Origin of the sequence: Bradyrhizobium lablabi (genome assembly GCF_900141755.1) — a bacterium.
Lineage (GTDB): Bacteria > Pseudomonadota > Alphaproteobacteria > Rhizobiales > Xanthobacteraceae > Bradyrhizobium > Bradyrhizobium lablabi_A.
This window is the reverse complement of sequence record NZ_LT670844.1, coordinates 5,283,486-5,305,398: the sequence shown is the minus strand read 5'-3', so window position 1 is coordinate 5,305,398 and position 21,913 is coordinate 5,283,486. Positions and strand designations below refer to the sequence as shown.

Here is a 21,913-nt window from a genome sequence, read left to right as displayed (position 1 = left end):
AACCGGTACCCACTTTTCCGGATCATGCTTTAGAGGTCCAACAGGCCGGCCTCGCCGTCCTCGAGGGCAAACGCCAATAGCGTCCCCCTGGCGTTCCAGGCCAGCCCCGAAACCGCCGCGGTGCCGCGCCGGCGCACCAGGATTTCGGCGCCGTCGGTGATGCGCACCATCAAAATGGTGCCGTCGCTATAGCCGGTCGCAAGAACGTCCTGCTTCGGATGGCAGGCGACGGCGGAGACGCGCGCCTGCAGCGGGGCCAGCATCGCCGGCTCCTTGCCCATCGGGCCGTCCTTGCTGGCAAACGGCCACATGATCACGGCATCGGCGCCTGAGGTCGCAAGCGCCTTGCCGCCGGCGCTCCACGACATCGAGCGGACGCGGCCGGGATAGCCGGTCATACGCATGTGCCGGCTGTCCGCAAGCCGCCAGCCGTGCAGCGCCGGCTCGTGCATCGCGGTGACCAGGAATTTGTTGTCCGGGCTGAAGGTGACGGCAAGATGCGAGCCGGCCCATTCCAGGATTTCCGGCTTTGCCGCCATATTGGGAAACCAGAGCGTCACGCCGTTATAATGCGCGACCGCGAGCCGCAGCCCCTTCGGCGCAAACGCAAGCCCGCCGACGGTGGAGGCCACGTCGAGCGATTTTTCTTCGCCCTTGCCGCTGCGGATAAAGGCGGTCTTGCCGGCCGACCACGCCACCGCGCCATCACCATGCAGCGCGACATTATCGATCCAGCGCCGCTTTGGGTCAGTCGCCAGCAGCGCGACCTCGCCGTTGGCATCGAGTGCGACGAGCTTGCCGTCATCGCCGCCCATGACGATGCGATCGCCATCGGACGTTGCGCACAAAATGCCGCCGCTATGGACGGCGACCGGCGACACCTCGCCGGCGCCGGTCACCAGGAAGACGTTTTCCTCGGCGCCGACAAAGGCCGCGCGCTCGCCGAGGAAATAGACCGAGGTCACGGGTGCGCCGATCGCGACCGGGCGCACCTTGTCGGTGACGGAAGCGATGGAGGCCGATTGATCGGGTGGATCGAACTCTTTCATCACGTGGTGATACAGCGCTCAAAACCGTCGCGGATGATCTGCTCGGGCAATTCGCGGCCGATGAAGACGAGGCGGCTCTCGCGCGGCTCGCCGTCCTTCCATTTCCGCTGGTGATCGCCTTCCAGCATCATGTGCACGCCCTGGAAGACATAGCGGTCATCATCGTCGCTGAAGGCGAGGATGCCTTTCGAACGCAGGATCTTCTGGCCCTCGTTGGCGACGAGGTCCTGCAGCCAGGGCATGAATTTGGTGGCGTCGAGCGGCTTGTCGGTCCGCAGCGACAGCGATTGCATCTCCTCGTCGTGATAGTGCTTCAGGCCGCCGTGGCTGTGGCCGTGATCATGGCCGTGATGGTGATCATGGTCGTGATCGTCGCCGGCTTCGAGGAATTCCGGTTCGATTTCGAGAATACGGTCGAGATCGAACGCGCCGCGCTCCAGCACGTCCGACAGCGCGACCTTGCAGCGCTCGGTGCGGTGCAGCTTTGCATAGGGGTTGATGCCGCGGATGCGCGCCTCGACTTCGGCGAGTTCCGGCTTTGTCACGAGATCGGTCTTGTTCAGCACGATGACGTCGGCGAACGCGATCTGGTTCTTGGCTTCAGGCGCGTCCTTCAGACGATCGCTCAGCCATTTCGCGTCGGCAACCGTCACGACCGCGTCGAGCCTTGCGTTCCTCTGCACGTCCTCGTCGACGAAAAAGGTCTGCGCGACCGGCGCCGGATCGGCAAGGCCGGTGGTTTCGACGATGATGGCGTCGAACTTGCCCTTGCGTTTCATCAGGCCGTCGAGGATGCGCACGAGGTCGCCGCGCACGGTGCAGCAGACGCAGCCATTGTTCATCTCGAAGACTTCTTCATCGGCGCCGATGATCAAATCGTTGTCGATGCCGATCTCGCCGAATTCGTTGACGATCACGGCGTATTTCTTGCCGTGGTTTTCCGACAGGATGCGGTTGAGAAGGGTGGTCTTGCCGGCGCCGAGATAGCCGGTCAGCACGGTCACGGGAATCTTGTGGGAGTTCAATTCTGGCATGATAGCTCCGGGACGCGACTTGGTAGGCGCGCGCCCGCGGCAGGGGGGCCCTGCCCTAACCGGCAAGCGCGCTGGTCAGGGTCTTTATATTGTGCCTGACCATATCAATGTAAGTGGGGGCATCGCCCTTTTCACCGGTCAAACTGTCGGAATAGAGCGTCCCGCCGATCTTGGCGCCGGTCTCCGCTGCGATCCGCTGGATCAGCCGCGGATCGCTGATATTTTCAAGAAAAACCGCCGGGATTTTCGAAGTTTTGATCTGGGTGATGATGCCTGCGATGTCGCGCGCGCTGGGCTCGGATTCGGTGGAAACGCCCTCCGGCGCGATGAATTCAACGCCGTAGGCAGCGGCAAAATAGCCGAAGGCGTCATGGGTCGAGATCACCTTGCGGCGGTCTTGCGGGATCTTGGCAATTGCCTCGCGCACCTCGCGCTCCAGCGCATCGAGCTTTGCCAGATAGGCTTTCGCATTGGCGCGGAAGAATTCGGCGTCCGCCGGGTCGGCGGCAACCACCGCGTCGCGGATGTTGGCCACATAGATTTTGGCGTTGGCTACCGATTGCCAGGCATGCGGATCGGCATCGGAGCCAAGTTTCAGCAGAGCGATGCCTTTGGTCGCGGTGATGATCGGCGCCTTGCTGCCGGAGGCCTGCAACAGCCGCGGCAGCCAGCCCTCCAGACCAAGGCCGTTGATGATCAGGAGTTTTGCATTCGCGACCTTCTCGGCATCCGCGGGCGCCGGCGTATAGACATGCACGTCGCCATCGGGACCGACCAACGCGGTGACATTGACGCGATCGCCGCCGACATTGCGGACAATATCGCCAAGGATCGAAAAGCTGGCAACGACGTTCATTCGATCCTGCGCATGCAGCGGAGCTACTGAAGCCACGAGCGCCAGACAAATGAGCCAGAGACGCCGCATGCTAGGCTTCGAGGTGACGGCCGGGAAATAGCTGCCGGACCACGCCGCTGACACTGCCGAACAAGACCGAGCCGACATAGAGCAATGCCGCCACCAGGATGATCGCGGGGCCCGACGGCACCCTTGTTTGAAACGACAGCACGAGCCCCGCATAGCCCGACACGGCAGCGCTGACGACCGCGATGCAGATCATGCCGGTGATATCGCGCGACCAGAACCGGGCGATGCCGGCGGGCAGGATCATCAGCCCGACCGCCAATAGAGTGCCGAGTGCATGAAAGCCGTTGACGAGGTTGATGACGACCAGCGCCAGGAACGCCAGATGCGAGGGCGCACCGGCCCGGCTCACGGTGCGCAGGAACAGCGGATCGACGCTTTCAATGACCAGCGGGCGGTAGATCACCGCCAGCACGATCAAAGTGATTGTGGCGTTGAAGGCGATCACCAGCAGGGTCTGGTCGTCCATCGCCAGGATATTGCCGAACAAAACGTGCAGGAGGTCGATGTTGGTGCCCTTGACCGAGACGATCGTCACGCCAAGCGCCAGCGACACCAGATAGAAGGTGGCGAGAGAAGCGTCTTCCTTCAGCTCGGTGGTGCGCGCGACCACGCCGGCAAGAATTGCGACCGTAAAGCCTGCGATCAATCCGCCGGTCGTCATCGCGAACAGATTGAGGCCGGACAGCAAGAAGCCGATCGCCGCCCCCGGCAGGATCGCGTGCGCCATGGCGTCGCCAACCAGGCTCATCCGCCGCAGCATCAAAAATACCCCGATCGGTGCGCCACCGAGCGAAAGCGCGATCACGGCGGCAAGCGCCCGGCGCATGAATTCGAAGTCGGTAAAGGGCGCGATCAGCGCATCATAGATCAGCACGGTCAGGCCGCCCGCGACGGCAGATCGGTCACCGCGCAGGCGCCGGCACTGTCGTCGAACGCTTCGCACATCCGCCGCGCCTCGGTGAGGTTTTCCGCGGTCAGGACCTCGGCCGTGGCGCCCCAGGCGACCGGCCCGCGCGCCAGCAGCAGGGTTTCCGGGAAATTGGCCCGGACGAGATCCATGTCGTGCAGCGCCGCCAGCACGGTGCGCTTTTCAGCGTGCCAGCGCCGCACCAGCGCCAAGAGATCGGCCGAGGTTTTGGCGTCGATGGCGTTAAAGGGCTCGTCCAGCACGATCAACCGCGCATCCTGCAGCAGCACGCGGGCAAACAGCAGGCGCTGCATCTGCCCGCCCGACAGCGTGCCGATCGGGCGGTTCTCAAAGCCGTTGAGGCCGACGGCTAACAGCGCCTGCGCGATCTTTTCGCGCGCGGCTTTACCCATGCCGCCGAAGAATCCGGTGGCGCGCCACAACCCGGTGCCGACGAAATCATAGACCGAGATCGGAAAGCTGCGGTCGATGTCGGCCGTCTGCGGCAGATAGGCGATATCCCTGAGATCGAGACCGCCGGTTTCGATCGAACCCGAAAGCGGCTTTAGGATGCCGACCAGCCCGCGAAACAGCGTCGACTTGCCGGCACCGTTGGGGCCGACGATCGCGAGCAGCGCGCCGGCGGCCACTTCGCCGGAGAGATGATGCACCGCCGGATGGCGGTCGTAGCCCAGCGTGACGTCGCGGAATTTGAGTTGCGCGGCCATGCTCACCTCATCGAAAGCCAGACGACGGCCCACATGACCGCACTGACCGCGACCGCAGCACCAAGCCGCGACAGCACGGGCATGCGCAGGATCGACCACGGCGCGGCTTGCGCCGGATGCGGCGAGGACAGCCCATGGCTGTGGGCATGCACGTGGCCATGGTCGTGGGCGTGGCTATGGGGATCGGCTGGAACCATCAAAAAATGTTATATTATAACATAACGGCTGTCTACAAACGAAAGCGTGGCAGCCTTAACGGGGACGACGGGCGGTGTGGCGAACGCCGTGAATGACAATCCCGGTCGCGTCCGTTCGGTAGAAGATGACATAAGGTTACGGATTTGCCACGAAGCGGCGGAGGTCGCGCTTGTTCGTGGCGCGTCCGCTTTTGGGATGGTCAGCGAGTAGATCAATGGCGGCCTTTAGCCGTCTCTTGACGTTCTCTGCGCCTTGCGGCGAACGGGCTTCAATGTAGTCGAGTATGTCGGTCATTTGCCGGATTGCCCGGCGTGTGTAGCGGACTTTCACAGGCCATGCTTTGCCCACATGGCGCGGACTTCTTCGTCCGTCGCAAACTCCCCGCGATCGGCTTCGGCGAGTGAAGCGTCGATGTCGGCTGCTTCTTCGGGCGTCAGTTCGTAAGGCGGTTGCTCAACGCCCGCAAGTTGGAGAAGCATCCGCGCAAGATCGTCCTGCACGTCGTCGGGGAGGACACGGACAGCCTCAACGGCCTGTTCGAGCAATCGGGTCATGTTCAAAATATAGAGCTTTCAGCACGTCTTAGGAAGCCTCCGACTGAGCCGGAGACCATCCTTGCCAATTCCTGAACTCACCAAATTAAGTTCGCCAGGAACGGGAAAGGTTGTTGGCAGGCCCTCACGGCTTCCCGATCGCCATCGCGATGGCGGCGGCCACGAACGGGAACGGCACCGACACCGCGGCGCGGAACCAGACGAAACGGGCCGGCATGAAGGGGATTTCCCACAGCAACAGCCGCTGAAACGCGAACAGCGCCCAGGCGATCACATAGGCGATCACCTGCGGCGGGCCGCCGCCGGCCTTCAGCGCCACCGCGCCGATGGAAAATCCGACCACCGGCCCGCCCGGCGTCGCCGCGCCCGCGATCACGGCGGTGAGCACCCCCAGCCAGCCCGAGTTGGGGCCGAGCCAGCCGGTGATGATTTCCTGCGGAATCGCGGCGGCGATATAGCCCGAGCCGATTACGCCCAGCCCAATGCGCGGCACGATGTTGATAAAATCCATGGTGCCTTCGCGCAGCGAGGAAGTCAGCACGGTGGGGCCGCGCTGAAAGGCGATGAAGCCGACGGCTGCGACCGAGCCCCACAGGATGATATCGATGAGCAGGGCGGCGCTCATTCCGCCTCGCCCTTGGGATACATCCGGACATAGACAAAACGCCCAAGCGCGCCGGCGAGCAGCGGCAGCGGCAACGAGATCACGATGCGCCACAGCGTGAAATCGGTACCCATGATCGGTATTTCCCAGGCCACCGCGCGGCCGTAGCCGATCAGGGTCCAGCTCACCACCATGGCGATGGTGGCGCCAAAATCGGCGCCGACGGTGAGCAATGCGCTCGCCACCGGATAGGCGGTGAACGGCCCGCCCGGCAGGATCGCGCCGAACGCCGTTCCGATCAAAAGGCCCTTGAGCCCCGAATTCGGCCCGAGCGAGCGCGACACTTTTTCGTGCGGCAGGATTTCCGCGATAAAAGCGCCGAGCAGGCAGCCCGCCAGCACCCGCGGCAGGATGCCGCCGAACAGCGCCAGATCATGGCTCAGGATTTCCGTGACGCCGTTGATGCCGTCGCGCCGGTACACCAGCGCCGCTGAAACCACGACCAAGACGCCGATCACGATCATCGACCAGCCGATCGGCTTGCGCTTGCGGGGCGGACGCGGCTCGGCGTCGGCGGCGTCATCGGCAGGCGCCGGATCTTTTAACGGGGGTTCTAGCAAGGGGGCGGGTCTGGTGGGGAAAGGAAGTTAATTCTGCTTAGGCTCGCCGGACGAGCGATGCAAATGGAACAAGGCCAAGACCCATGCGCGCCTCATGGATGCCCATGCGGGATTGCTGCGGCCAGCCCGGGGCTGAGTCGAAATGCAGCCAATGAATCGTATCGCAAAACTCGTCATGCCCGGGCCCGTCCCGGGCATCCACGTCTTAACGAGCCTTGCGGCAAGAAAGACGTGGATGGCCGGGACAAGCCCGGCCATGACGAAAAGCCTGGGGAGAATAGATGCCGTCAGATCAGACCTTGGAGAACAGCTGGTCGACGTATTCCCAGTTCACCAGGTGATCGATCCACGCCTTCAGATAATCCGGGCGGCGGTTGCGATAGTCGATGTAGTAGGAATGCTCCCAGACGTCGACGCCGAGGATCGGCGTGGCGCCATGCACCAGCGGGTTCTCACCGTTGGGGGTCTTGGAGATTTCAAGCTTGCCGTTCTTCACCGACAGCCAAGCCCAGCCGGAGCCGAACTGACCGACGCCGGCGGCGGCGAAATCAGCCTTGAACTTTTCCAGGCCGCCGAGGTCCTCGGTGATCTTCTTTTCCAGGCGGCCGGGCAATTTGTTGCCGCCGCCATTGGGCTTCATCCAGTTCCAGAAGTGCAGGTGGTTGTAGTGCTGGCCGGCATTGTTGAAGAGCGGCACATTCTTGCCGAACGAGCCCTTGACGATCTCCTCGAGGGACTTGCCCTCGAATTCGGTGCCTTTCAGCAGATTGTTGGCGTTGGTCACATAGGCCTGATGATGCTTGTCGTGGTGATATTCCAGCGTTTCCTTGGACATATGGGGCTGGAGCGCATCATAGGCGTAAGGAAGGGAGGGAAGCGTGAAGGTCATGGGGTGATGTCCGCAATGATGGGAGACGTTGGCTTAACGAAAACTCTTATAGAAGGTTCCATCCGTGTTAGGCCAGCAATTTGCGAAAAACCGCCGCTGCCGCAAGTAACGGCAATTGCAAACCATCCTGCCATGGAATTTAATCCCAAAGAATTGCCGAGAATTGATTGCTAAAGGGCGGGTGAAACCGTGAATTTCAAGTCGGGCTACCTGATTGCATGGATTGTGATCGCTGCATGTCTGGCATCCGCAAGCGAAGCGGCAAGCCCCCTGATCCGTGGCCGCTTCAGCTATGACGGTATTGCGAATTGCCAGCAGCCCCCGATAAAGGACTTTCGTTTTCACGCTGAAGGCACGGCTGTGCTCTCGACCGATCGCACGGCAAGTCTTGACGTGAACTCGAGCGCGAGCGGAAGAACTAATTTGAATGCGGTCCTGGGTAAAAGGACAGAGGCGCCCGGCGGCTCTACTACGCTCAACGTGGTGGGAAGGCACACGCTTCGTGCGGTTCGGGACTACCCGAACAATATCACCATTGTGATGATGACGATCCGCGGCAACGACTGCAAGATGACGATCGAGGATCGACTCAAGCCCGGCAAGCGCGTGTACACCTTCTATAGAGGTTCCGACTCCGTTGCCTATTGCGCTCACCCGCAAATCACGCGAACCCATTGTGAGGCTTACTGAGCGGCCGCCGCAACCAAGCGGTCACGCTGGGCTCTACGCTCAGTTTCTATTCGCAGACTGATGCGCCGTTGTAGACGAAACATTTGTGCCTCGGCGAAGCCGGCGCGTGCCGCTCGCGTTGGGTGACCTGCGGTGGACGCTTCTGGCAGCTGCCGTTCGATCCCAGCACATAGCCGGCGTCGCAGGTGATCTTGACGCAATGATCGCCCTCGGCGCGGAAACCGCGCTCGCAATCGAGCGGGCAGACCCGCCCCGTTTTGGCCTTGACCGCATCGAGCGCATCGGTACTGGCGAGTTTGACGTCGAATTTGGTCCCGGCGTGGTCGTTGAACGACGACAGCGCCCGGCGGCTTGAGGCATTCCATTCGCCATCAATTTCGCCGCTCTTGCAGCCGACCCGGCGCAGTTCGGTTTGTAACAACCGGGGAAGATCCGGCTGCGCGGGCTGATTGGATCTGGTCGCATCGGGATTGGCCTGACCGGGCGTGCGCGCCGCCACGGCGGGACCTGTTGATTTGGCGGCATCAGGCTTGTCTGCTGTCGGCACGGCCATCGCGGTTGGAGCGATGCCGGAAGCCGCCTTACTTGCGGCTGCTTTCTCGGCCTCCATGCGGGCTTTTTCGCCGGCCAAGCGCGCGTCCTCGGCCGCCTTGGCCCGTTCTGCGGCCGCTACCTTTGCGTCCTCGACCTGGGTTTTCTTCTCCGCGGCCAGTTTCGCCTCTTCGGCAGCCTTCGACTGCGCCACGGCCTTGGCCTGCTCGCTCGCCTTGGCGCCTTCGGCGGCCAGCCTTGCCTGCTCTTCCGCGGCGAGGCGGGCTTTCTCGGTCGCCTCGATCCGCGCGGTTTCGGCGGCGAGTTTGTTGCGCTGTGCCTTCGCCAGGTCCGCGTAGAAGCCGGACGGATGGGCCGCGACAAAAGAGTCCCAGGCTTCCTTGGTGCCGACGCGCTCGGCCAGTTCATAGTCGCGGCGAATCTCGGCGTTGGCATTGTCATTTGCGGCCGGCGCAGCGGCGGGAGCCGGCACCAGCGCAACGTCATTGCCGCCCAAGGAGTTGGTGGTGTAGGGCTCCTGCTGGTTGCCGGTTGCGCTCATCACGTCGTCGCGGACGTAGCCGAAGGCCTTGCGAATATCGAGGCCTGGCCTGGTCAGATGTTTTAACAGCGCCGTCGAGAACGGGCTGTTCTGGCCGTCGCCATCGGCCGCGGTCGATCCTTCCTTCGCGGCAAACGCAATGAACGTGTTCGGCCGGTTGGCCTCGACGCCGACCAGGCCGCGCCCGAGCGACCGCGCGGCGACTGTCCGTTTCATTTTTTTCGTGAACGGATTGTCGCGGCAGGCATCCAGAATGATCAGCCGCAGTTTGGTAGCCGGCTCGGCCGCCACCAGTATCCGGTTCAGCGATACGGCTTCGTCGTCGACATCGGCGTCACGTTCCAGAACGGCGTCGACCGGAACGACGTAGTTTGTCCCATCGACCTCAAGCCCATGCCCGGCAAAATAGATCACCGCGATATCGGCGCCGCGCGCCTTGTCGCCGAAATCCCGCAACGCGCGGCGCATCTCCTGGGATGTCAAATCGCGCCGCGACTCGACCAGGTCGAACGACGCGTTTTTGAACATCTCGGTGACAGCGGCGGCGTCGTGGACGGGATTGGTGAGCGCGGCGACGTTCTGGTAGCTCGAATTGCCGATCACGAGGGCAACGCGCTTGCCCGCCATGGCGGCTTGGTTGGCAAGGCAGACTGCCAACAGCGCAGAGACAAAGGCGGCAGACCGGAGCATAAACGTTCTCACGTGCTGAAATCGCGCAAAGATTACCATTTGCCGATATCACGGCAAGGCGCATCGCTCTGGTCTGTGACCGGGGTCACCGGTAAAAGGGCGCCCGATCAGGCGGCGCCGCGCCGGAGGATAGGTACCATGAGCATCGAGATCGACGTCCTGAACGGCAACGAAGCCTGGCCTTTGGCAGAACCGTTGCTCGACGCGGTCTGGCCGCCCGATAGCGCCGAAATGCTGCGCTGGGGTCACGTCAAATGGGCCCATGCCGATTTGCGCGTGCTGATCGATGCGCCCGATGGCGGGCTTGCCTGTCATGTCGGGATTTACTTCCGGACCGTCATCTGGAACGGCCGCAAATTTCATATCGGCGGCGTCGGCGGGGTTGCGACCCGCGCCGATTGCCGTGGCCGCGGCTATGCCAGCATCGCGCTCAACGCCGCGGTTCAGACCATGCGCGATAATGAGGCCGTGCAGTTCGCGCTTCTGTTCTGCGAGCCGCATAATCATGCGTTCTATCAGGCACGCGGCTGGCATCCGTTCGCCGGCGATATCTACGCCGAGCAAGCGGAGGGAAAAATCCGCTTCGAGGTGATGGCGCCCTTTGTCTTCGATTTCAAGCGCGCGCCGCGGCAGGGCACCATCGACCTATGCGGCCTGCCCTGGTGACCCCTGCACGGCCCGGGGTGGCGCCGGCCATGACCGGCTCATAATATGTCGAGCGTAATCTATCCTGCCGCCGCCTCAAGGGCAAACAGCCGGTGACGCATGACCGTTGACGCCTCGCTCGACGCCGCCACGGTCGCTGCTCCCGCCAACAGCCTCTTGACCTCGCCGATCCTGCCCACGCTGCTGCGGTTAGCGCTTCCCAACACGGTCGCAATGTTCGGCTCGACGCTGGTTGCGGTGGCCGAGACCTCCTATATCGGCCGGCTCGGCACCGAGCCGCTGGCGGCGATCGCGCTGGTATTTCCGTTCGGCATGCTGACGCAGATGATGTCGGCGGGCGCCATGGGCGGCGGCGTCTCCTCCGCCATCAGCCGCGCGCTCGGTGCGGGCAAGCGCGACCGCGCAGCCACGCTGGCGCTGCACGCGGCCATCATCGGCGTCGGCGGCGGGCTTTTCTTCACGGTGCTGATGCTCGGTTTCGGTCGGCAGTTTTTTACGCTGTTGGGCGGGCGCGGCCGCGTGCTCGATCAGGCCTGCGACTATTCGCAGATATTGTTTTCCGGCGCGATCGCGATCTGGCTCGTCAACACGCTCGCCTCGGTGCTGCGCGGCACCGGCGACATGCGATTGCCCGCGGTGACGCTGATTGCAGCGGCGCTGGTGCAGATCATTGTCGGCGGCACGCTTGGCCTCGGGCTGTTCGGCCTGCCGCAATTCGGAATGCGCGGCGTGGCCGCGGGCCAGCTCACCGCGTTCGCGTGCGCGGCGATATTTCTGGCGTGGTATCTTGCGAGCGGCCGCAGCCGGCTCGGGCTCAATTTCGCCTCGTTCGCTTTCGAGCGCGGCATGTTCGTCGATATCCTCAAAGTCGGCGCCGTTTCCTGCCTGTCGCCGTTGCAGAGCGTGCTGACCATCCTGATCTTCACAAAGATCCTGGCCGGCTTCGGTACCGAGACGCTGGCCGGTTACGGCATGGGCTCGCGGCTTGAATTCCTGCTGACGCCGATTGCGTTTGCCTTCGGTGTCGCCTCGGTGCCGATGATCGGCATGGCGATCGGGGCCGGCCTCGTGACACGGGCGCGCCGGATCGCATGGACAGCGGCCGCGGCGTCAGGCCTGAGCGTCGGCCTGATCGGATTGGTCGTGGCGATCAAACCTTCGCTCTGGGTCTCGCTGTTCACGAGCGATCCCGGCGTCACCGCGGCGGCAAATATGTATTTCGCATGGGCAGGGCCGACGTTTTTCTTTTTCGGGATCGGCGCTTGTCTTTATTTCTCCTCGCAGGGCGCCGCCAAGGTCGGAGGTCCGGTGCTGGCCTACACCGCGCGATTATCGATGGTCGCGATCGGCGGATGGTGGCTGGCTTCGATCGCGGCACCGGCCTGGACGCTGTTCGCTCTCGTCGGCGCGGCCATGATCGTGCTCGGCCTTGGCACGGCTGCCTCGGTTCAACTCACGCGCTGGGGGTAAATGATCCAGCGGCGGTTGAATGGGGTTGCACAACTCGAATTTGCTGGTATGCAGGCCTGCTTTTTTTGGGGACCTCCATGGCTTGCAGATTTGGCGCTATCATTGCGATTGTGGCGGCGTTGCTGGCCGCCCCGGCCGCGAAGGCGCAGGCTGGCGGCGAGGTAAGCGGCATCTGGCTGACCCAGGCCGGCGACGCCAAGGTGCGCGTCAGCAAATGCGGCGGCGGAATTTGCGGGGTGGTGGTTTGGTTGCGAGCCCCGAGCGATCCCGCCACCGGAAAACCTCAGGTCGACGACAAGAATCACAATCCGTCACTGGCAAAGCGTCCGATCATCGGGCTGCCGCTGTTCAGCGGCATGCAGCCGGCGGGCCCGAGCAAATGGTCCGGCCAGATCTACAACGCCGATGACGGCAACACTTATGCCAGCAACGTTTCCGTGGCAGGTCCGGACTCGCTGAGGGTCGAAGGCTGCGTCGGCGCGTTGTGCGGCGGCGAAACCTGGACGCGTGCGGGGCGCTGACACTTACCATCAAGCCGCACTCGCCTTCAGCGCAATCGCCGCCGACGCATAGCCGCCGCGCGCGCCGTCGATGAAATGCACATGGTCGCTGCGCAGCGCCGACGGCGTAAAGCAGGTCATCATCGCCGCGTCCTGCCGGTGCAGGCCGTAGCGCACTATTCCGGCGGAGGCGGCCGCCGCGAGGCGCTGCGTCAACGCGCGCTCCAGCTCAGGCGTGCAATCCAGGATCATGCGCAAGCCGTCGTCATATTTGCGGAAGTCAGAATTCTCAACGACCTGCTGCACATAGGTCTTCGGCACGAAGCCGCCGACCGTGATGCCGAAGCGCATCACCACATAGATAAAAAGCGTATTGGCGAGCACGAATGTGCGCCGTTTGAACAGCGATCCGCCGCGCGTGGCGCGCGCCTCGTAGTCGACCCCCGCCGGCGGCCATTTGAGCGGCGGACCGCCAGGGGGCACCGGCCGCCCCGCATCCGGACTGCGTTCGACCAACGCGATGATGTCCTCGATCAGCTTGCGAAAAGCGCCAGGATCGCTCGCGCGCGCGGGCACCACCAGCACCGAGAGAATGAGGCCGCGCGTCGAGGGGATTTCCTCGAACCGGCAGGAAAGCCCGGTCAGATCGGGCTGCGTGCCGGAAGGTGCTGCCGTGACCGCGAATTCGCCGCGCTTCATCGCGGCTTCCGCGAAGCCCAGACCGCCGCCGGAAAACATCGCATAGGACAGATTGGCCGACGGTCCGAACCGGGCGACGCGGACATCAAGGCCCTGCGCCCGCACCGCCATGACCGGCACCAGCGCTACCCGCATCTCCAAATCGAGATCCTCCCTGACCCAGGTCGCGGTCGCCGCCAGCGCCTCGCGCGCGCTTTCGAGGTCATCCGGCGACACCGCGAAGCTCGCGCCATCGCCGCCGAACACGAACGGAAACTCCCGTCCCTCCAGCGCATTGGTGACCGCGGCGATCACGGCGGCGCCCGCCATATTGACCGCCTTGTAGCGCGCCTGCGCGATCGCCTTGGTCGATTCCACGATATCGGCAACCCCGATGCTCCAGTCATCCGGCAACGGCGAATACAGCGAAGGCTCCATCAGGCTCGCAAAGCCGCGAAACACCGGAATGGTGCCGTAGAATTTGTCGCTGCCGTCAGGCGTGATCATGGGTGCTGGATGGTCCGGGTTTTGGGAATCGCCAGAAATCGTCAGTGAGATACGGACAGAGATGAAGGTCGGGTTCGTGGCGCAGCGTTTGAACTTGCGAAACGCATGCTATGATAGGTCCGATTCACGGAGCACCGTGCGGCCTAGCCCATTCTATCGCTCTGCATCACCTTACCTTGAGATAACGCGCGTAGCAGAACGTTTTACTAGGGGGCCAACTCTCCCAACACGACGGCCTTTCGTGCCCCAGTTGCCGTTGTCACGTTGCCAGGTCGACCAGATAGCGTCTCATTTGCCAAAACCGCAAAGCCAACAGCTTCCTTCGAGTCATTAATCTCTTTGTCTTGCTTACTAAGCTCGCGGATATCTAAGGGAAACAACAATTCGCGAATTCGATTCATCAGCGTCTTATTATAACAGCCGCCACCTGTAAACGTAATGTAATCAATCTCATATTTTGGCAGAACAAATTGTTTGTATGCATTTGCAATGGATTGTGCAGAAAATTCAACACCGGTTCTCAACAAATCGAGCGGAGACTCTTGTTTATATTTATCATGGAAGCCGCGCAGTACGCGGGGTCCAAACTCGTCGTATCCTGCGGCCTTGGGCGGAACCTTAGAAATAAAAGGAATTGCCATCATTTCCTCGAGTAAGGGCTGGACAATCCTACCTCGGGCGGACCAATTCCCGTCCAAATCAATTTTGGAATTATTTCCGGGAATTAACTGTGCAAAGAAATCAATGGGCATGTTCGCGGGGCCTGTATCGAAGGCAACAACATTCTCCAACATCGGAGTCACCACCGTAACATTCGAAATGCTGCCAAGATTGTTCAAAGCAATCGTGCGGTCACTCTGACGGTACAGAATATAATCTACCAGCGGAATCAATGGCGCCCCTTGCCCGCCTTGCGCCATATCACGAACACGAAAATTGCCGACAGTTGGAATTCCGGTTTTCTCAGCGATAAGGGATGGGAATCCGACTTGAAGGGTTGAGGGGACGCCGTCGCCGCCTGGTGGGACATGATAAATGGATTGGCCGTGCGAGCCTATCGCGTCGATGTCATTCGCGCTAAGCTGTCGACTAGACAGAAAATCATTTACGCAATTTGCGAATTCCTCCGCGACTAGAAAGTTCACTTGGCAAACGTCGCGAACGGTCCCTTCTCTAGCTGAGAATAGAACTGCTTTGGTAGATTCATTGTAAGGCCTATAATGGGTAGCGATCAACTCCACGACAAGCTCGGGAAACACGCCCGTTATTTGAACAAACGCGAGGTCTACTCCGTCCATGCTCATTCCCGACATGAGACCGATCAGTCGGCGATTCGATTTAGCAATGGAGGCCAACAGTCTTTCCATGGACATCGCTTCTATCCTTTCTTAGCTGGATCGGGCCAAAACCATTGAAAAATTACCTGTGAACCAGCGCTAAGGTTCTTATCCCCACAATAGAATATAGACTGTGCTGGATCACCTAATCGCTCGACGTTACTGATTCTCTCTTCGAGCCCTCCCTTTTCAGAAGGGACACCGATTCGACATTCAACAAGGGTTGGACGGATCTTCACATCCAGTAACGAAAAATTCAAAATGGCTTCAACAGTGTTGGAGTCCGCGGGCACGCGTAGTCCGGCCTGACTGGGTGTTCTATCCTCACGCGGCAGATTATTTTCGTAGCTAAATCTTCGAAGCAGTATCGAATCTGTCCCGTCTGGAGGCGGTGGGATTACAACTTGATATTCAACAATTGATCGGTTCGACCAATCCTCGTATTCCTCTTTATTTGTGATTTGAAGCTTTCCTCCTAAAATGTAGTCAACAAAAATCCTGCCCCTAACGGTGGACCGATCTCTAAAGGTGATCGTGTTGTGTATCGGTTGGAAAACGATTGTGTCTTCATGAACTACTCGGTCATACACCGTAGTCTCGGTCCCTGTTCCCTTGTGCCAATCAGACCATTCGCGAATCTGCATTTGCCTTTGAAAATAAGCAATCTTAAACGGCGGATCCTTTTTAGGCAGCTTCTCGGAAAAACGTGTCTGTGAAATGCCGATGAGCGCCAACGGATCGTATCCCGCAGCTTGCAACAACATTCCCGCAGTTCCAATAAGCGCCAACCCTATTCCGGTTGCTGGCCAAATCCTGGGATGCGTGAGTATGCTCCACACGAGCGCCGGCCAGGAGGCCGGAGGTGACGTTGGCGGCGGGTCCGTAGACTTAGATCGCCTTGAACGATCATTGTCTCCATTTTGCGGCATGATATCCTCTAATGATCCTCTCCGCACTTTCGAAATAGTATCTCATCATACTCGTCGACTATCAGTCGATGCAGCACGCCCACAGGTCGATATCCGCGCCGCTTGAAAAACTCTTGTGCTCCCTCATTGAAACTTGCAACGCATAGAAAAACATTCTTAGTCCGTAAAAATATTAGCTTTTCCGCATAGTCCATAAGTGCGCTCCCAACGCCTGTATGCCGATAATCTGGATCAACAGCGAGCAAGCTCATATATGCGCCCCGCATGAACCCAAACTTGAAAGACGTAAATGCGATGACCTTCCGTCGAATCGTTACTTTCGCGTTGGTGGAATGACAGGAATTTTTCGCAATAGCTCGAAAATGAGATTCGCCATATCCGAGCGTGGCCCACGGGTCGGAACCCTGCAGCATTCTTGTGCATTCGGCCAGCGACAGGGTACGCGCAGTCGATATCGTCATGGGCGCTGGAGTATGGGCCTTGTTCCCTAGCTCGCTCTTGGGATGACCTTTTCGCTGCATCATTTTGGCCAAGACCATTCGAGAATGACTTGGCTTCCCGCTGCTATCCCTGTTAGCGTGGCTGTAAATACGGCTGGATCGAATGTGCCGGTCGCGCTGACGCAGGCGGAGTCGACTAATTTCGGCGATCCAACCTCCGGCCGGCGAACTCTGCAAGCGACGTCGGAAGGAAGTTGCCTTGCGGACAGCTCCGAAAAATCGAGAACGAGAGACACCAAGTCCGCATGATAAGGAATTCGTAATCCAGCCTGCGATCGACCATTGTCAGGCTGAAATGTATCGACGTAGCGAAATTGCCGGATTAGCCAAGTTGGCTCAATCTCGCCTTTCGGCGCTGCAATCACCGCCTCATATTCGAGCTTAGAATTTGTAGAGTGTTCTTGATATTCTGGCTGGTCAACTAGGCGCCAAGGAGCGCTCATAAAATCAATGAACACTTGACCACGCACAACGGTTGTATCGTGCCAAAGGATTGGACTGCGGCTTGGGTTCACAAAGTATATCGTATCTAAATAGATTGCAGAATCACGTTGCGTATTGCCGGCACTAGCGCGATCGCTGTTGAACCAATTCCAGTTGATAATCTTCATGTGCCGGGAGAACGTAGAAATCTTAACATCAGAGTCGCGCAATTCTTTACCGGACAACTCGACAGCGCGCTTACCGTCGCTTTCTTTGGTAAGATATGCAATAACAGCGGCTACCGCGAGCAGCGCCGACGCAAAAGTCACGATGATCGCATTCGGGCGGATCAATTATTTTAACTCCGCGCTAGAGTACAAACTCGCGAGCTACGATGGAACGGCCCTACGAGCGAACTAGTCAGTCTGGAGACACTATTGGTCATCTAAAAGCGTGTGGTGGTTATGTATATCTAACCTGCGGTGCGTACCGCATATATGCATTGTTCCTTCACGCAAGAGCCTGGCCTTTTCGAGAAGAAACTCATCCAGTTTCTTGGCCCCCGCTTCATCATTTCCATTTGCGTGGACGAGAACTGTTGATCCAAACTTTATATCGTCACCTCGTTCTAACCATGAGGTAATTCCCAGCGGGATCAACGAAAGCCGGGAGAGCTGACTTAACAGCGGAATTGTGTACCTGTTACCTGGAAATCTAAACCAAAGAGAAGGGCAGATACCTTGCTCTAGGAGTAATATTTCTAACGCGAGAGCCTCCGTTGTTAAGTCAGACTCCTGACTGCACAAGAACTGCATTATGCCATTTTTATCTGTGTTGAGAGGGTGGTTCATGGTGTGGTTTGCCCATTCGATGTCGAGCATTCTTGTCTTGTGCCAAGCCACGAGTTGTCCGAATGCGCCGAAATGGCCTATGATCCATCGACCGGCCGGCGCAATTGTAATGCGGACCGGAGTCCCAGAATCTTTTCCAATGGATATCAACCTGAGAAAAATGGAGGGATCCCACGTTACACTTGATTGACACATGTCAACTACGATGCAGATCGATTCGCGTTCAGCCACTTGAGAATCAATTACTTCCCGTGCCTCGCCGGTTCGACAAGCCGTCAAGGTCTTGTAGAGACGCGTATTGACGAACTCCGTATCGGACGCAATTCTTGAATTTCGCTGCAAGACGTCTGCGTCGACGATTCCACAATTGCACGTTCTCGCATTCGCAAGTAGGCGAGACGGAATGCCGTCGTATTCAAAAGTTCTAGTGGCCACGAAAATATCGTTCGGCGCGAAATGCTCTGGATGCCCGTTACCCCATGCTGCAAACGGACAGGTCACGCTAAAGCGATCACTTGTCACTCTGTAATTGCTTACTGTCGACGTAGTCGGCAAATATTTTCGACGTACGCCGATGTCCGAGCAAAATGCTTCTAAATCGACGCACGGAGCTAAAAGACCGCTTTGGGCCCCGGAGTACCGCTTTTTAGAAGCCTGGACACACGGCACATTACACCCGCCGGAAATTTACTACCCGGGAACACTATAATAACAACCATCGAGAGACAACTACTGGGTGAAAAGCCGCTGCCGGAAGCCTGGACCTTTGGGATTGCGACGTTGTCGTCCAACTGCCGTAAACCGGACTTCGTCGGCTGAATATAGGGCATTCAGCGATCTATTCGATGCAACCGCTTTGCCTCCAGTCATCCGGCAACGGCGAATACAGCGAAGGCTCCATCAGGCTCGCAAAGCCGCGAAACACCGGAATGGTGCCGTAGAATTTGTCGCTGCCGTCAGGCGTGATCATGGGTAAGGGATGGTCCGGGTTCATGAAATCGTCAGATAGCTACGGCAGATATGACGTTCGGGTTCGCGAGATGCCGCTCGAATGGACTCGCAAGGCCAGCCGTTGCATCCTAGCATTCTATCTTGAAGGGTAATTCGAGAAGCGGCGACCTCGGTGTAACGAACCGGATGCTCACGTGCCAGTGGATTTGGGCCGAGTAAACACAAGCGTCGCCATGGGGGCCACCGCGTGGCCCGACGGAACGGCCTTCCGCACCTGGGCGCCCAACGCGACGAAAGTCTCCGTGGTCGCGGGCAGCGCGCTTTCCGCGACTTCCGACCCGACATCCAACCCATCCTGGCGACCGGCGCCTGAAGACGGGTTGGCACGCCTTGGCGACGGCAGCTGGGGCGGCTTCTTGGCCGGAATAGGCGATGGCGACCCCTATATGTTTTTCGTCGAGGGTGCCGGAAGCTCCGGATGGAAGCGGGATCCGCACGCGCGCGAGCTGACGTTAACGCCCGCCTTTCCGGATAGCTACGGCGTCGTCCGTAATCCCAGCGACTATCCCTGGCACGACGAAGGGTGGCAGCCGCCGAAGTTCGACGAACTCATCATCTATCAGCTTCATGTCGGCACCTTCTGGGCGCAGGACGAAAACGGCCGCGATGTCCGCGCGATGCGTGGTGGCCTGTTTCTCGACGTCGCCGAAAAACTGGATCACCTGCAAAAACTCGGCGTCAACGCCATACAATTGCTGCCGATCCAGGAATTCGAAACCGCCTTCAGCATGGGCTATAATGGCGTCGACTATTATTCCCCCGAAGGCGCCTATTTTATTCCCGCAAATCAGCTCGGCTGGCGGCTTGCGAGCGTCAACCGGATGCTTGCCCGCTTCAGCAAACAACCGCTGACCGAGCTCCAGCTTGCGCCAGGCGTCAATCAGCTAAAATGCCTGATCGATCTCTGTCATCTGCACGGCATCGCGGTGATTTTCGACCTGGTCTATAACCACGCCGGCGGCGGCTTCGACGATCGCAGCATCTGGTTCTATGACCGGCAGCGGACCGACAACCTCAACAACAGTCTCTATTTTACCGATCAGGGATGGGCGGGCGGTCAGATCTTCGCCTATTGGAACGAGTTTGTATCGCGCTTCCTGATCGACAATGCATGCTTCTTCCTCGGCGAATTCCGGATCGATGGCATCCGCTACGACGAGGTGCGGGTGATCGAGAACAATGGCGGACGCGCGTTCTGCCAGCAATTGACGAGCGCCGTGCGAGCCACGAACCCCGCGGCCATCCAGATCGCGGAATACTGGAACGCGGATCGCGCCAGCGCGGTGCAGCCTCCGCCGCAAGGGCTTGGCTTTGACGCGGAGCTCGGCGATCGCCTGCGCGATGCGCTGCGCGATCTGCTCAAGCAGGCATCCGCTGGCGCCTCGGCGCCGCTCGATCTCTCGGCGGTGGCCGGAGCCCTTGTCGTACCGGCGGCCATTCCCGAAGGCTGGCGCTTGGTGCAATGCCTTGAAAATCAGGACTTGACTTATGCGCCGCACTCGGATGCCGCGCGGGTCGCGTGGCTCGCTGACATCGAGGATCGGCGATCCTGGTACGCCCGCAGCCGCAGCCGGGTCGCAACCGGACTGCTGTTCGCCGCGCCCGGAATTCCCGCTCTGTTCATGGGCCAGGAATTTTTGGAGGACAAGAACTGGAGCGACAACCCCGGGGTTGGTGACCTGATCTGGTGGGAAGGACTCGACGATGCGAACCCGGTGATGCGCGACTTCCTCGAGTTCGTCACTGACCTGACAAAACTTCGGCGTTCGCAACCCGCATTGCGCGGCAGCCGAGCGCACGTGTCGCGCGCGGAAAATTTCGACCGGGTGATCGTGTTGCACCGATGGATCGAGGGCCAGCCCAAGGATGTGGTCGTCGTCGCCAATCTCGCCGAGCAACCGAAGCAGGGTTATGCGATCGGACTGCCGTTCGCGGGAGATTGGTTTGAGGTGTTCAACAGCGATGTCTACGACCATTTTCCAAATCCCGCCCCGGTCGGCAATGACGGACACGTGCGTTCCCGGGACGAGCCGCTCGACGGTTTCCCGGCGCGAGCCGAAATCGCGCTTCCCGCCAATGGCCTGATCGTGCTCGCGCGCTCAAGGGTCGGGTAAGACCGTTTACCGAACCCTGAACCAGTCCATGGCCACGCCGCGAAACATCTGATCCCGTTCGTTCTCGGAAAAGCCGGCAACCATCTGCTGATAGGCGTCATAGAGCGGTTCGAAACCATAAGACAGGTTCGCGATCGGCAGATGGCTTCCGAACATGCAGCGGTTCGGACCGAACATTTCGATCAGCGCCTTTACCCAGGGCGAGACCTGCGCGAGCGTCCAGCCCATTCCGAAGATGCATTCAATCGCCGAGATATCGGCGCAGACGTTATCGCAACGGCAGAGCTCGCTGAGATCCTGCTTCCATTGCGCAAAACCTTGTGGGCCGAGATCGAGAGGCCATGCCAGCACGGCGAGCGTGAAACCGATATCCGGGTAAAGGCGAACCACCTTCAAAAGATCGGGAAGCTGTGGCGCAAACACTTCAAGCCCGCATTTGAGATCGTGGTCGCGCAGGTGCGCAATTCCCCTTTGCCAGGCCGGGTCCGACAACAGATCGGATCGTTTGGCGAAGCGTTTTAGCGGATTGGCTCCGTCCCAGCCGAGATGCTCGCGTACCGCAGTCACATTGGGTAACGAACGATAAACCTCAAGGCGCTCCTCGAGGCGAGGGGCGAGGAAATCGACCAGGGCGACCATGGCCAGCGGCACCGCCGATGCCTGCGCGAGATGCTGCGCCCAGCGGGCCTCCTTGAGCGCATCGTCGGAGAGATATTCGTGCCAAATGATGCCGTCGACCTGACAGGATTGGCTCTGCTTCAGGTAGCCGTCCAGCAGATAAATCTTCGGCAGCGACGAATAGTCGCCCACCAGCGCCTCATAGACGTCGTCCTTTTGGTGAAGAAAGCCGTGCCTGTTCACGTCAGAATCGTAGAAATGAACATGAGCGTCGACGATACGCAGTCGATGGCTCGGCGTTGAAGGATGATTCATGGGCTTTGCTCTG

General features: G+C 59.9%; 25 protein-coding genes. 5 read left to right on the top strand and 20 right to left on the bottom strand.

Features of this window, described 5'->3' with window-relative positions; all coding sequences use genetic code 11:
• Positions 1–29: 29 nt before the first annotated feature.
• The 11 genes from B5526_RS24760 to B5526_RS24705 form a co-directional block, all read right to left on the bottom strand.
• Complete coding sequence (locus B5526_RS24760) at positions 30–1,049, bottom strand: WD40 repeat domain-containing protein (protein ID WP_079542468.1); 1,020 nt, start codon at positions 1,047–1,049, stop codon at positions 30–32.
• A complete protein-coding gene (locus B5526_RS24755; RefSeq protein ID WP_079542467.1) occupies positions 1,049–2,083 on the bottom strand; it encodes a CobW family GTP-binding protein in 1,035 nt (344 codons plus the stop codon). Before B5526_RS24755 ends, B5526_RS24760 begins: the two co-directional genes overlap by 1 nt.
• A gap of 55 nt (positions 2,084–2,138) precedes the next feature.
• Positions 2,139–3,008, bottom strand: a complete 870-nt coding sequence (locus B5526_RS24750; protein WP_079542466.1) for a metal ABC transporter substrate-binding protein — start codon at positions 3,006–3,008, stop codon at positions 2,139–2,141.
• Position 3,009: 1 nt separating this feature from the next.
• Positions 3,010–3,879, bottom strand: coding sequence for a metal ABC transporter permease (locus B5526_RS24745; protein WP_079545322.1), 870 nt, complete (start codon positions 3,877–3,879; stop codon positions 3,010–3,012).
• Positions 3,880–3,884: 5 nt separating this feature from the next.
• Complete coding sequence (locus tag B5526_RS24740; protein WP_079542465.1) at positions 3,885–4,643, bottom strand: metal ABC transporter ATP-binding protein; 759 nt, start codon at positions 4,641–4,643, stop codon at positions 3,885–3,887.
• Between the two features lie 2 nt (positions 4,644–4,645).
• Complete coding sequence (locus B5526_RS24735) at positions 4,646–4,840, bottom strand: hypothetical protein (RefSeq protein ID WP_079542464.1); 195 nt, start codon at positions 4,838–4,840, stop codon at positions 4,646–4,648.
• 136 nt (positions 4,841–4,976) lie between these two features.
• Entirely contained in the window at positions 4,977–5,171 is a 195-nt protein-coding gene (locus tag B5526_RS39120) for a type II toxin-antitoxin system RelE/ParE family toxin (protein ID WP_283807554.1), read from the bottom strand.
• On the bottom strand, positions 5,168–5,395 hold the full coding sequence (locus tag B5526_RS24725) for a hypothetical protein (RefSeq protein ID WP_079542463.1): 228 nt from the start codon (positions 5,393–5,395) through the stop codon (positions 5,168–5,170). Before B5526_RS24725 ends, B5526_RS39120 begins: the two co-directional genes overlap by 4 nt.
• Positions 5,396–5,519: 124 nt before the next feature.
• Positions 5,520–6,020, bottom strand: a complete 501-nt coding sequence (locus B5526_RS24720; RefSeq protein ID WP_079542462.1) for a hypothetical protein — start codon at positions 6,018–6,020, stop codon at positions 5,520–5,522.
• Positions 6,017–6,619, bottom strand: coding sequence for a permease (locus tag B5526_RS24715; RefSeq protein ID WP_079542461.1), 603 nt, complete (start codon positions 6,617–6,619; stop codon positions 6,017–6,019). The genes B5526_RS24720 and B5526_RS24715 overlap by 4 nt, the downstream gene beginning before the upstream one ends.
• 292 nt (positions 6,620–6,911) lie before the next feature.
• Positions 6,912–7,508, bottom strand: coding sequence for a superoxide dismutase (locus B5526_RS24705; RefSeq protein ID WP_079542459.1), 597 nt, complete (start codon positions 7,506–7,508; stop codon positions 6,912–6,914).
• Positions 7,509–7,697: 189 nt separating this feature from the next.
• Here B5526_RS24705 and B5526_RS24700 point away from each other — a divergent pair, with 189 nt between their 5' ends.
• Positions 7,698–8,198, top strand: a complete 501-nt coding sequence (locus B5526_RS24700) for a hypothetical protein (protein WP_079542458.1) — start codon at positions 7,698–7,700, stop codon at positions 8,196–8,198.
• 46 nt (positions 8,199–8,244) lie between these two features.
• On the opposite strand, the gene B5526_RS24695 is transcribed toward B5526_RS24700, so the two are convergent.
• Positions 8,245–9,981 carry a caspase family protein gene (locus B5526_RS24695; RefSeq protein WP_079542457.1) on the bottom strand — a complete coding sequence of 579 codons (1,737 nt, stop codon included), beginning with the start codon at positions 9,979–9,981 and terminating at the stop codon, positions 8,245–8,247.
• 138 nt (positions 9,982–10,119) lie between these two features.
• On the opposite strand from B5526_RS24695, the gene B5526_RS24690 reads away from it, so the two are divergent.
• The 3 genes from B5526_RS24690 (at position 10,120) to B5526_RS24680 (ending at position 12,638) form a co-directional block, all read left to right on the top strand.
• Positions 10,120–10,647: a GNAT family N-acetyltransferase gene (locus tag B5526_RS24690; protein WP_079545319.1), complete on the top strand. Its 528-nt coding sequence runs from the start codon at positions 10,120–10,122 to the stop codon at positions 10,645–10,647.
• 99 nt (positions 10,648–10,746) lie between these two features.
• The gene (locus tag B5526_RS24685) at positions 10,747–12,117 is read left to right on the top strand and encodes an MATE family efflux transporter (protein WP_079542456.1); all 1,371 of its coding nucleotides are present in this window, start codon (positions 10,747–10,749) and stop codon (positions 12,115–12,117) included.
• A gap of 77 nt (positions 12,118–12,194) precedes the next feature.
• A complete protein-coding gene (locus B5526_RS24680) occupies positions 12,195–12,638 on the top strand; it encodes a DUF2147 domain-containing protein (protein ID WP_079542455.1) in 444 nt (147 codons plus the stop codon).
• A gap of 9 nt (positions 12,639–12,647) precedes the next feature.
• On the opposite strand, the gene B5526_RS24675 is transcribed toward B5526_RS24680, so the two are convergent.
• From B5526_RS24675 to B5526_RS37895, 7 genes are all read right to left on the bottom strand, one after another.
• A complete protein-coding gene (locus B5526_RS24675; protein ID WP_079542454.1) occupies positions 12,648–13,802 on the bottom strand; it encodes a DUF3095 domain-containing protein in 1,155 nt (384 codons plus the stop codon).
• A gap of 206 nt (positions 13,803–14,008) precedes the next feature.
• Entirely contained in the window at positions 14,009–15,175 is a 1,167-nt protein-coding gene (locus B5526_RS24670; protein WP_079542453.1) for an anhydro-N-acetylmuramic acid kinase, read from the bottom strand.
• 5 nt (positions 15,176–15,180) lie between these two features.
• The gene (locus B5526_RS37905; RefSeq protein ID WP_154071440.1) at positions 15,181–15,903 is read right to left on the bottom strand and encodes a hypothetical protein; all 723 of its coding nucleotides are present in this window, start codon (positions 15,901–15,903) and stop codon (positions 15,181–15,183) included.
• Between the two features lie 173 nt (positions 15,904–16,076).
• Positions 16,077–16,481 carry a GNAT family N-acetyltransferase gene (locus B5526_RS39800; RefSeq protein ID WP_433994663.1) on the bottom strand — a complete coding sequence of 135 codons (405 nt, stop codon included), beginning with the start codon at positions 16,479–16,481 and terminating at the stop codon, positions 16,077–16,079.
• Between the two features lie 107 nt (positions 16,482–16,588).
• Positions 16,589–17,344, bottom strand: a complete 756-nt coding sequence (locus tag B5526_RS37900) for a hypothetical protein (protein ID WP_154071439.1) — start codon at positions 17,342–17,344, stop codon at positions 16,589–16,591.
• Between the two features lie 81 nt (positions 17,345–17,425).
• Positions 17,426–17,872, bottom strand: a complete 447-nt coding sequence (locus B5526_RS24660) for a hypothetical protein (protein ID WP_079542451.1) — start codon at positions 17,870–17,872, stop codon at positions 17,426–17,428.
• 808 nt (positions 17,873–18,680) lie between these two features.
• Entirely contained in the window at positions 18,681–18,836 is a 156-nt protein-coding gene (locus B5526_RS37895) for a hypothetical protein (protein ID WP_154071438.1), read from the bottom strand.
• 190 nt (positions 18,837–19,026) lie between these two features.
• Between B5526_RS37895 and B5526_RS24655 the strand changes: the two genes are divergently transcribed.
• Positions 19,027–20,967, top strand: coding sequence for an alpha amylase C-terminal domain-containing protein (locus tag B5526_RS24655; RefSeq protein WP_079542450.1), 1,941 nt, complete (start codon positions 19,027–19,029; stop codon positions 20,965–20,967).
• Positions 20,968–20,973: 6 nt separating this feature from the next.
• Here the strand turns inward: B5526_RS24655 and B5526_RS24650 are convergent, their stop codons facing one another.
• A complete protein-coding gene (locus tag B5526_RS24650; RefSeq protein ID WP_079542449.1) occupies positions 20,974–21,900 on the bottom strand; it encodes an amidohydrolase family protein in 927 nt (308 codons plus the stop codon).
• Positions 21,901–21,913 lie beyond the last annotated feature (13 nt).

Coding starts and splice junctions, on each gene's coding strand:
- B5526_RS24760 (WP_079542468.1), bottom strand. CDS start 1,049: ATGAAAGAGTTCGATCCACCCGATCAATCGGCCTCCATCGCTTCCGTC.
- B5526_RS24755 (WP_079542467.1), bottom strand. CDS start 2,083: ATGCCAGAATTGAACTCCCACAAGATTCCCGTGACCGTGCTGACCGGC.
- B5526_RS24750 (WP_079542466.1), bottom strand. CDS start 3,008: ATGCGGCGTCTCTGGCTCATTTGTCTGGCGCTCGTGGCTTCAGTAGCT.
- B5526_RS24740 (WP_079542465.1), bottom strand. CDS start 4,643: ATGGCCGCGCAACTCAAATTCCGCGACGTCACGCTGGGCTACGACCGC.
- B5526_RS24735 (WP_079542464.1), bottom strand. CDS start 4,840: ATGGTTCCAGCCGATCCCCATAGCCACGCCCACGACCATGGCCACGTG.
- B5526_RS24725 (WP_079542463.1), bottom strand. CDS start 5,395: ATGACCCGATTGCTCGAACAGGCCGTTGAGGCTGTCCGTGTCCTCCCC.
- B5526_RS24720 (WP_079542462.1), bottom strand. CDS start 6,020: ATGAGCGCCGCCCTGCTCATCGATATCATCCTGTGGGGCTCGGTCGCA.
- B5526_RS24705 (WP_079542459.1), bottom strand. CDS start 7,508: ATGACCTTCACGCTTCCCTCCCTTCCTTACGCCTATGATGCGCTCCAG.
- B5526_RS24695 (WP_079542457.1), bottom strand. CDS start 9,981: ATGCTCCGGTCTGCCGCCTTTGTCTCTGCGCTGTTGGCAGTCTGCCTT.
- B5526_RS24690 (WP_079545319.1), top strand. CDS start 10,120: ATGAGCATCGAGATCGACGTCCTGAACGGCAACGAAGCCTGGCCTTTG.
- B5526_RS24685 (WP_079542456.1), top strand. CDS start 10,747: ATGACCGTTGACGCCTCGCTCGACGCCGCCACGGTCGCTGCTCCCGCC.
- B5526_RS24680 (WP_079542455.1), top strand. CDS start 12,195: ATGGCTTGCAGATTTGGCGCTATCATTGCGATTGTGGCGGCGTTGCTG.
- B5526_RS24675 (WP_079542454.1), bottom strand. CDS start 13,802: ATGATCACGCCTGACGGCAGCGACAAATTCTACGGCACCATTCCGGTG.
- B5526_RS24670 (WP_079542453.1), bottom strand. CDS start 15,175: ATGTCCATGGAAAGACTGTTGGCCTCCATTGCTAAATCGAATCGCCGA.
- B5526_RS37905 (WP_154071440.1), bottom strand. CDS start 15,903: ATGTTGTTGCAAGCTGCGGGATACGATCCGTTGGCGCTCATCGGCATT.
- B5526_RS39800 (WP_433994663.1), bottom strand. CDS start 16,481: ATGCTGCAGGGTTCCGACCCGTGGGCCACGCTCGGATATGGCGAATCT.
- B5526_RS24660 (WP_079542451.1), bottom strand. CDS start 17,872: ATGCTCGACATCGAATGGGCAAACCACACCATGAACCACCCTCTCAAC.
- B5526_RS37895 (WP_154071438.1), bottom strand. CDS start 18,836: ATGAACCCGGACCATCCCTTACCCATGATCACGCCTGACGGCAGCGAC.
- B5526_RS24655 (WP_079542450.1), top strand. CDS start 19,027: ATGGGGGCCACCGCGTGGCCCGACGGAACGGCCTTCCGCACCTGGGCG.
- B5526_RS24650 (WP_079542449.1), bottom strand. CDS start 21,900: ATGAATCATCCTTCAACGCCGAGCCATCGACTGCGTATCGTCGACGCT.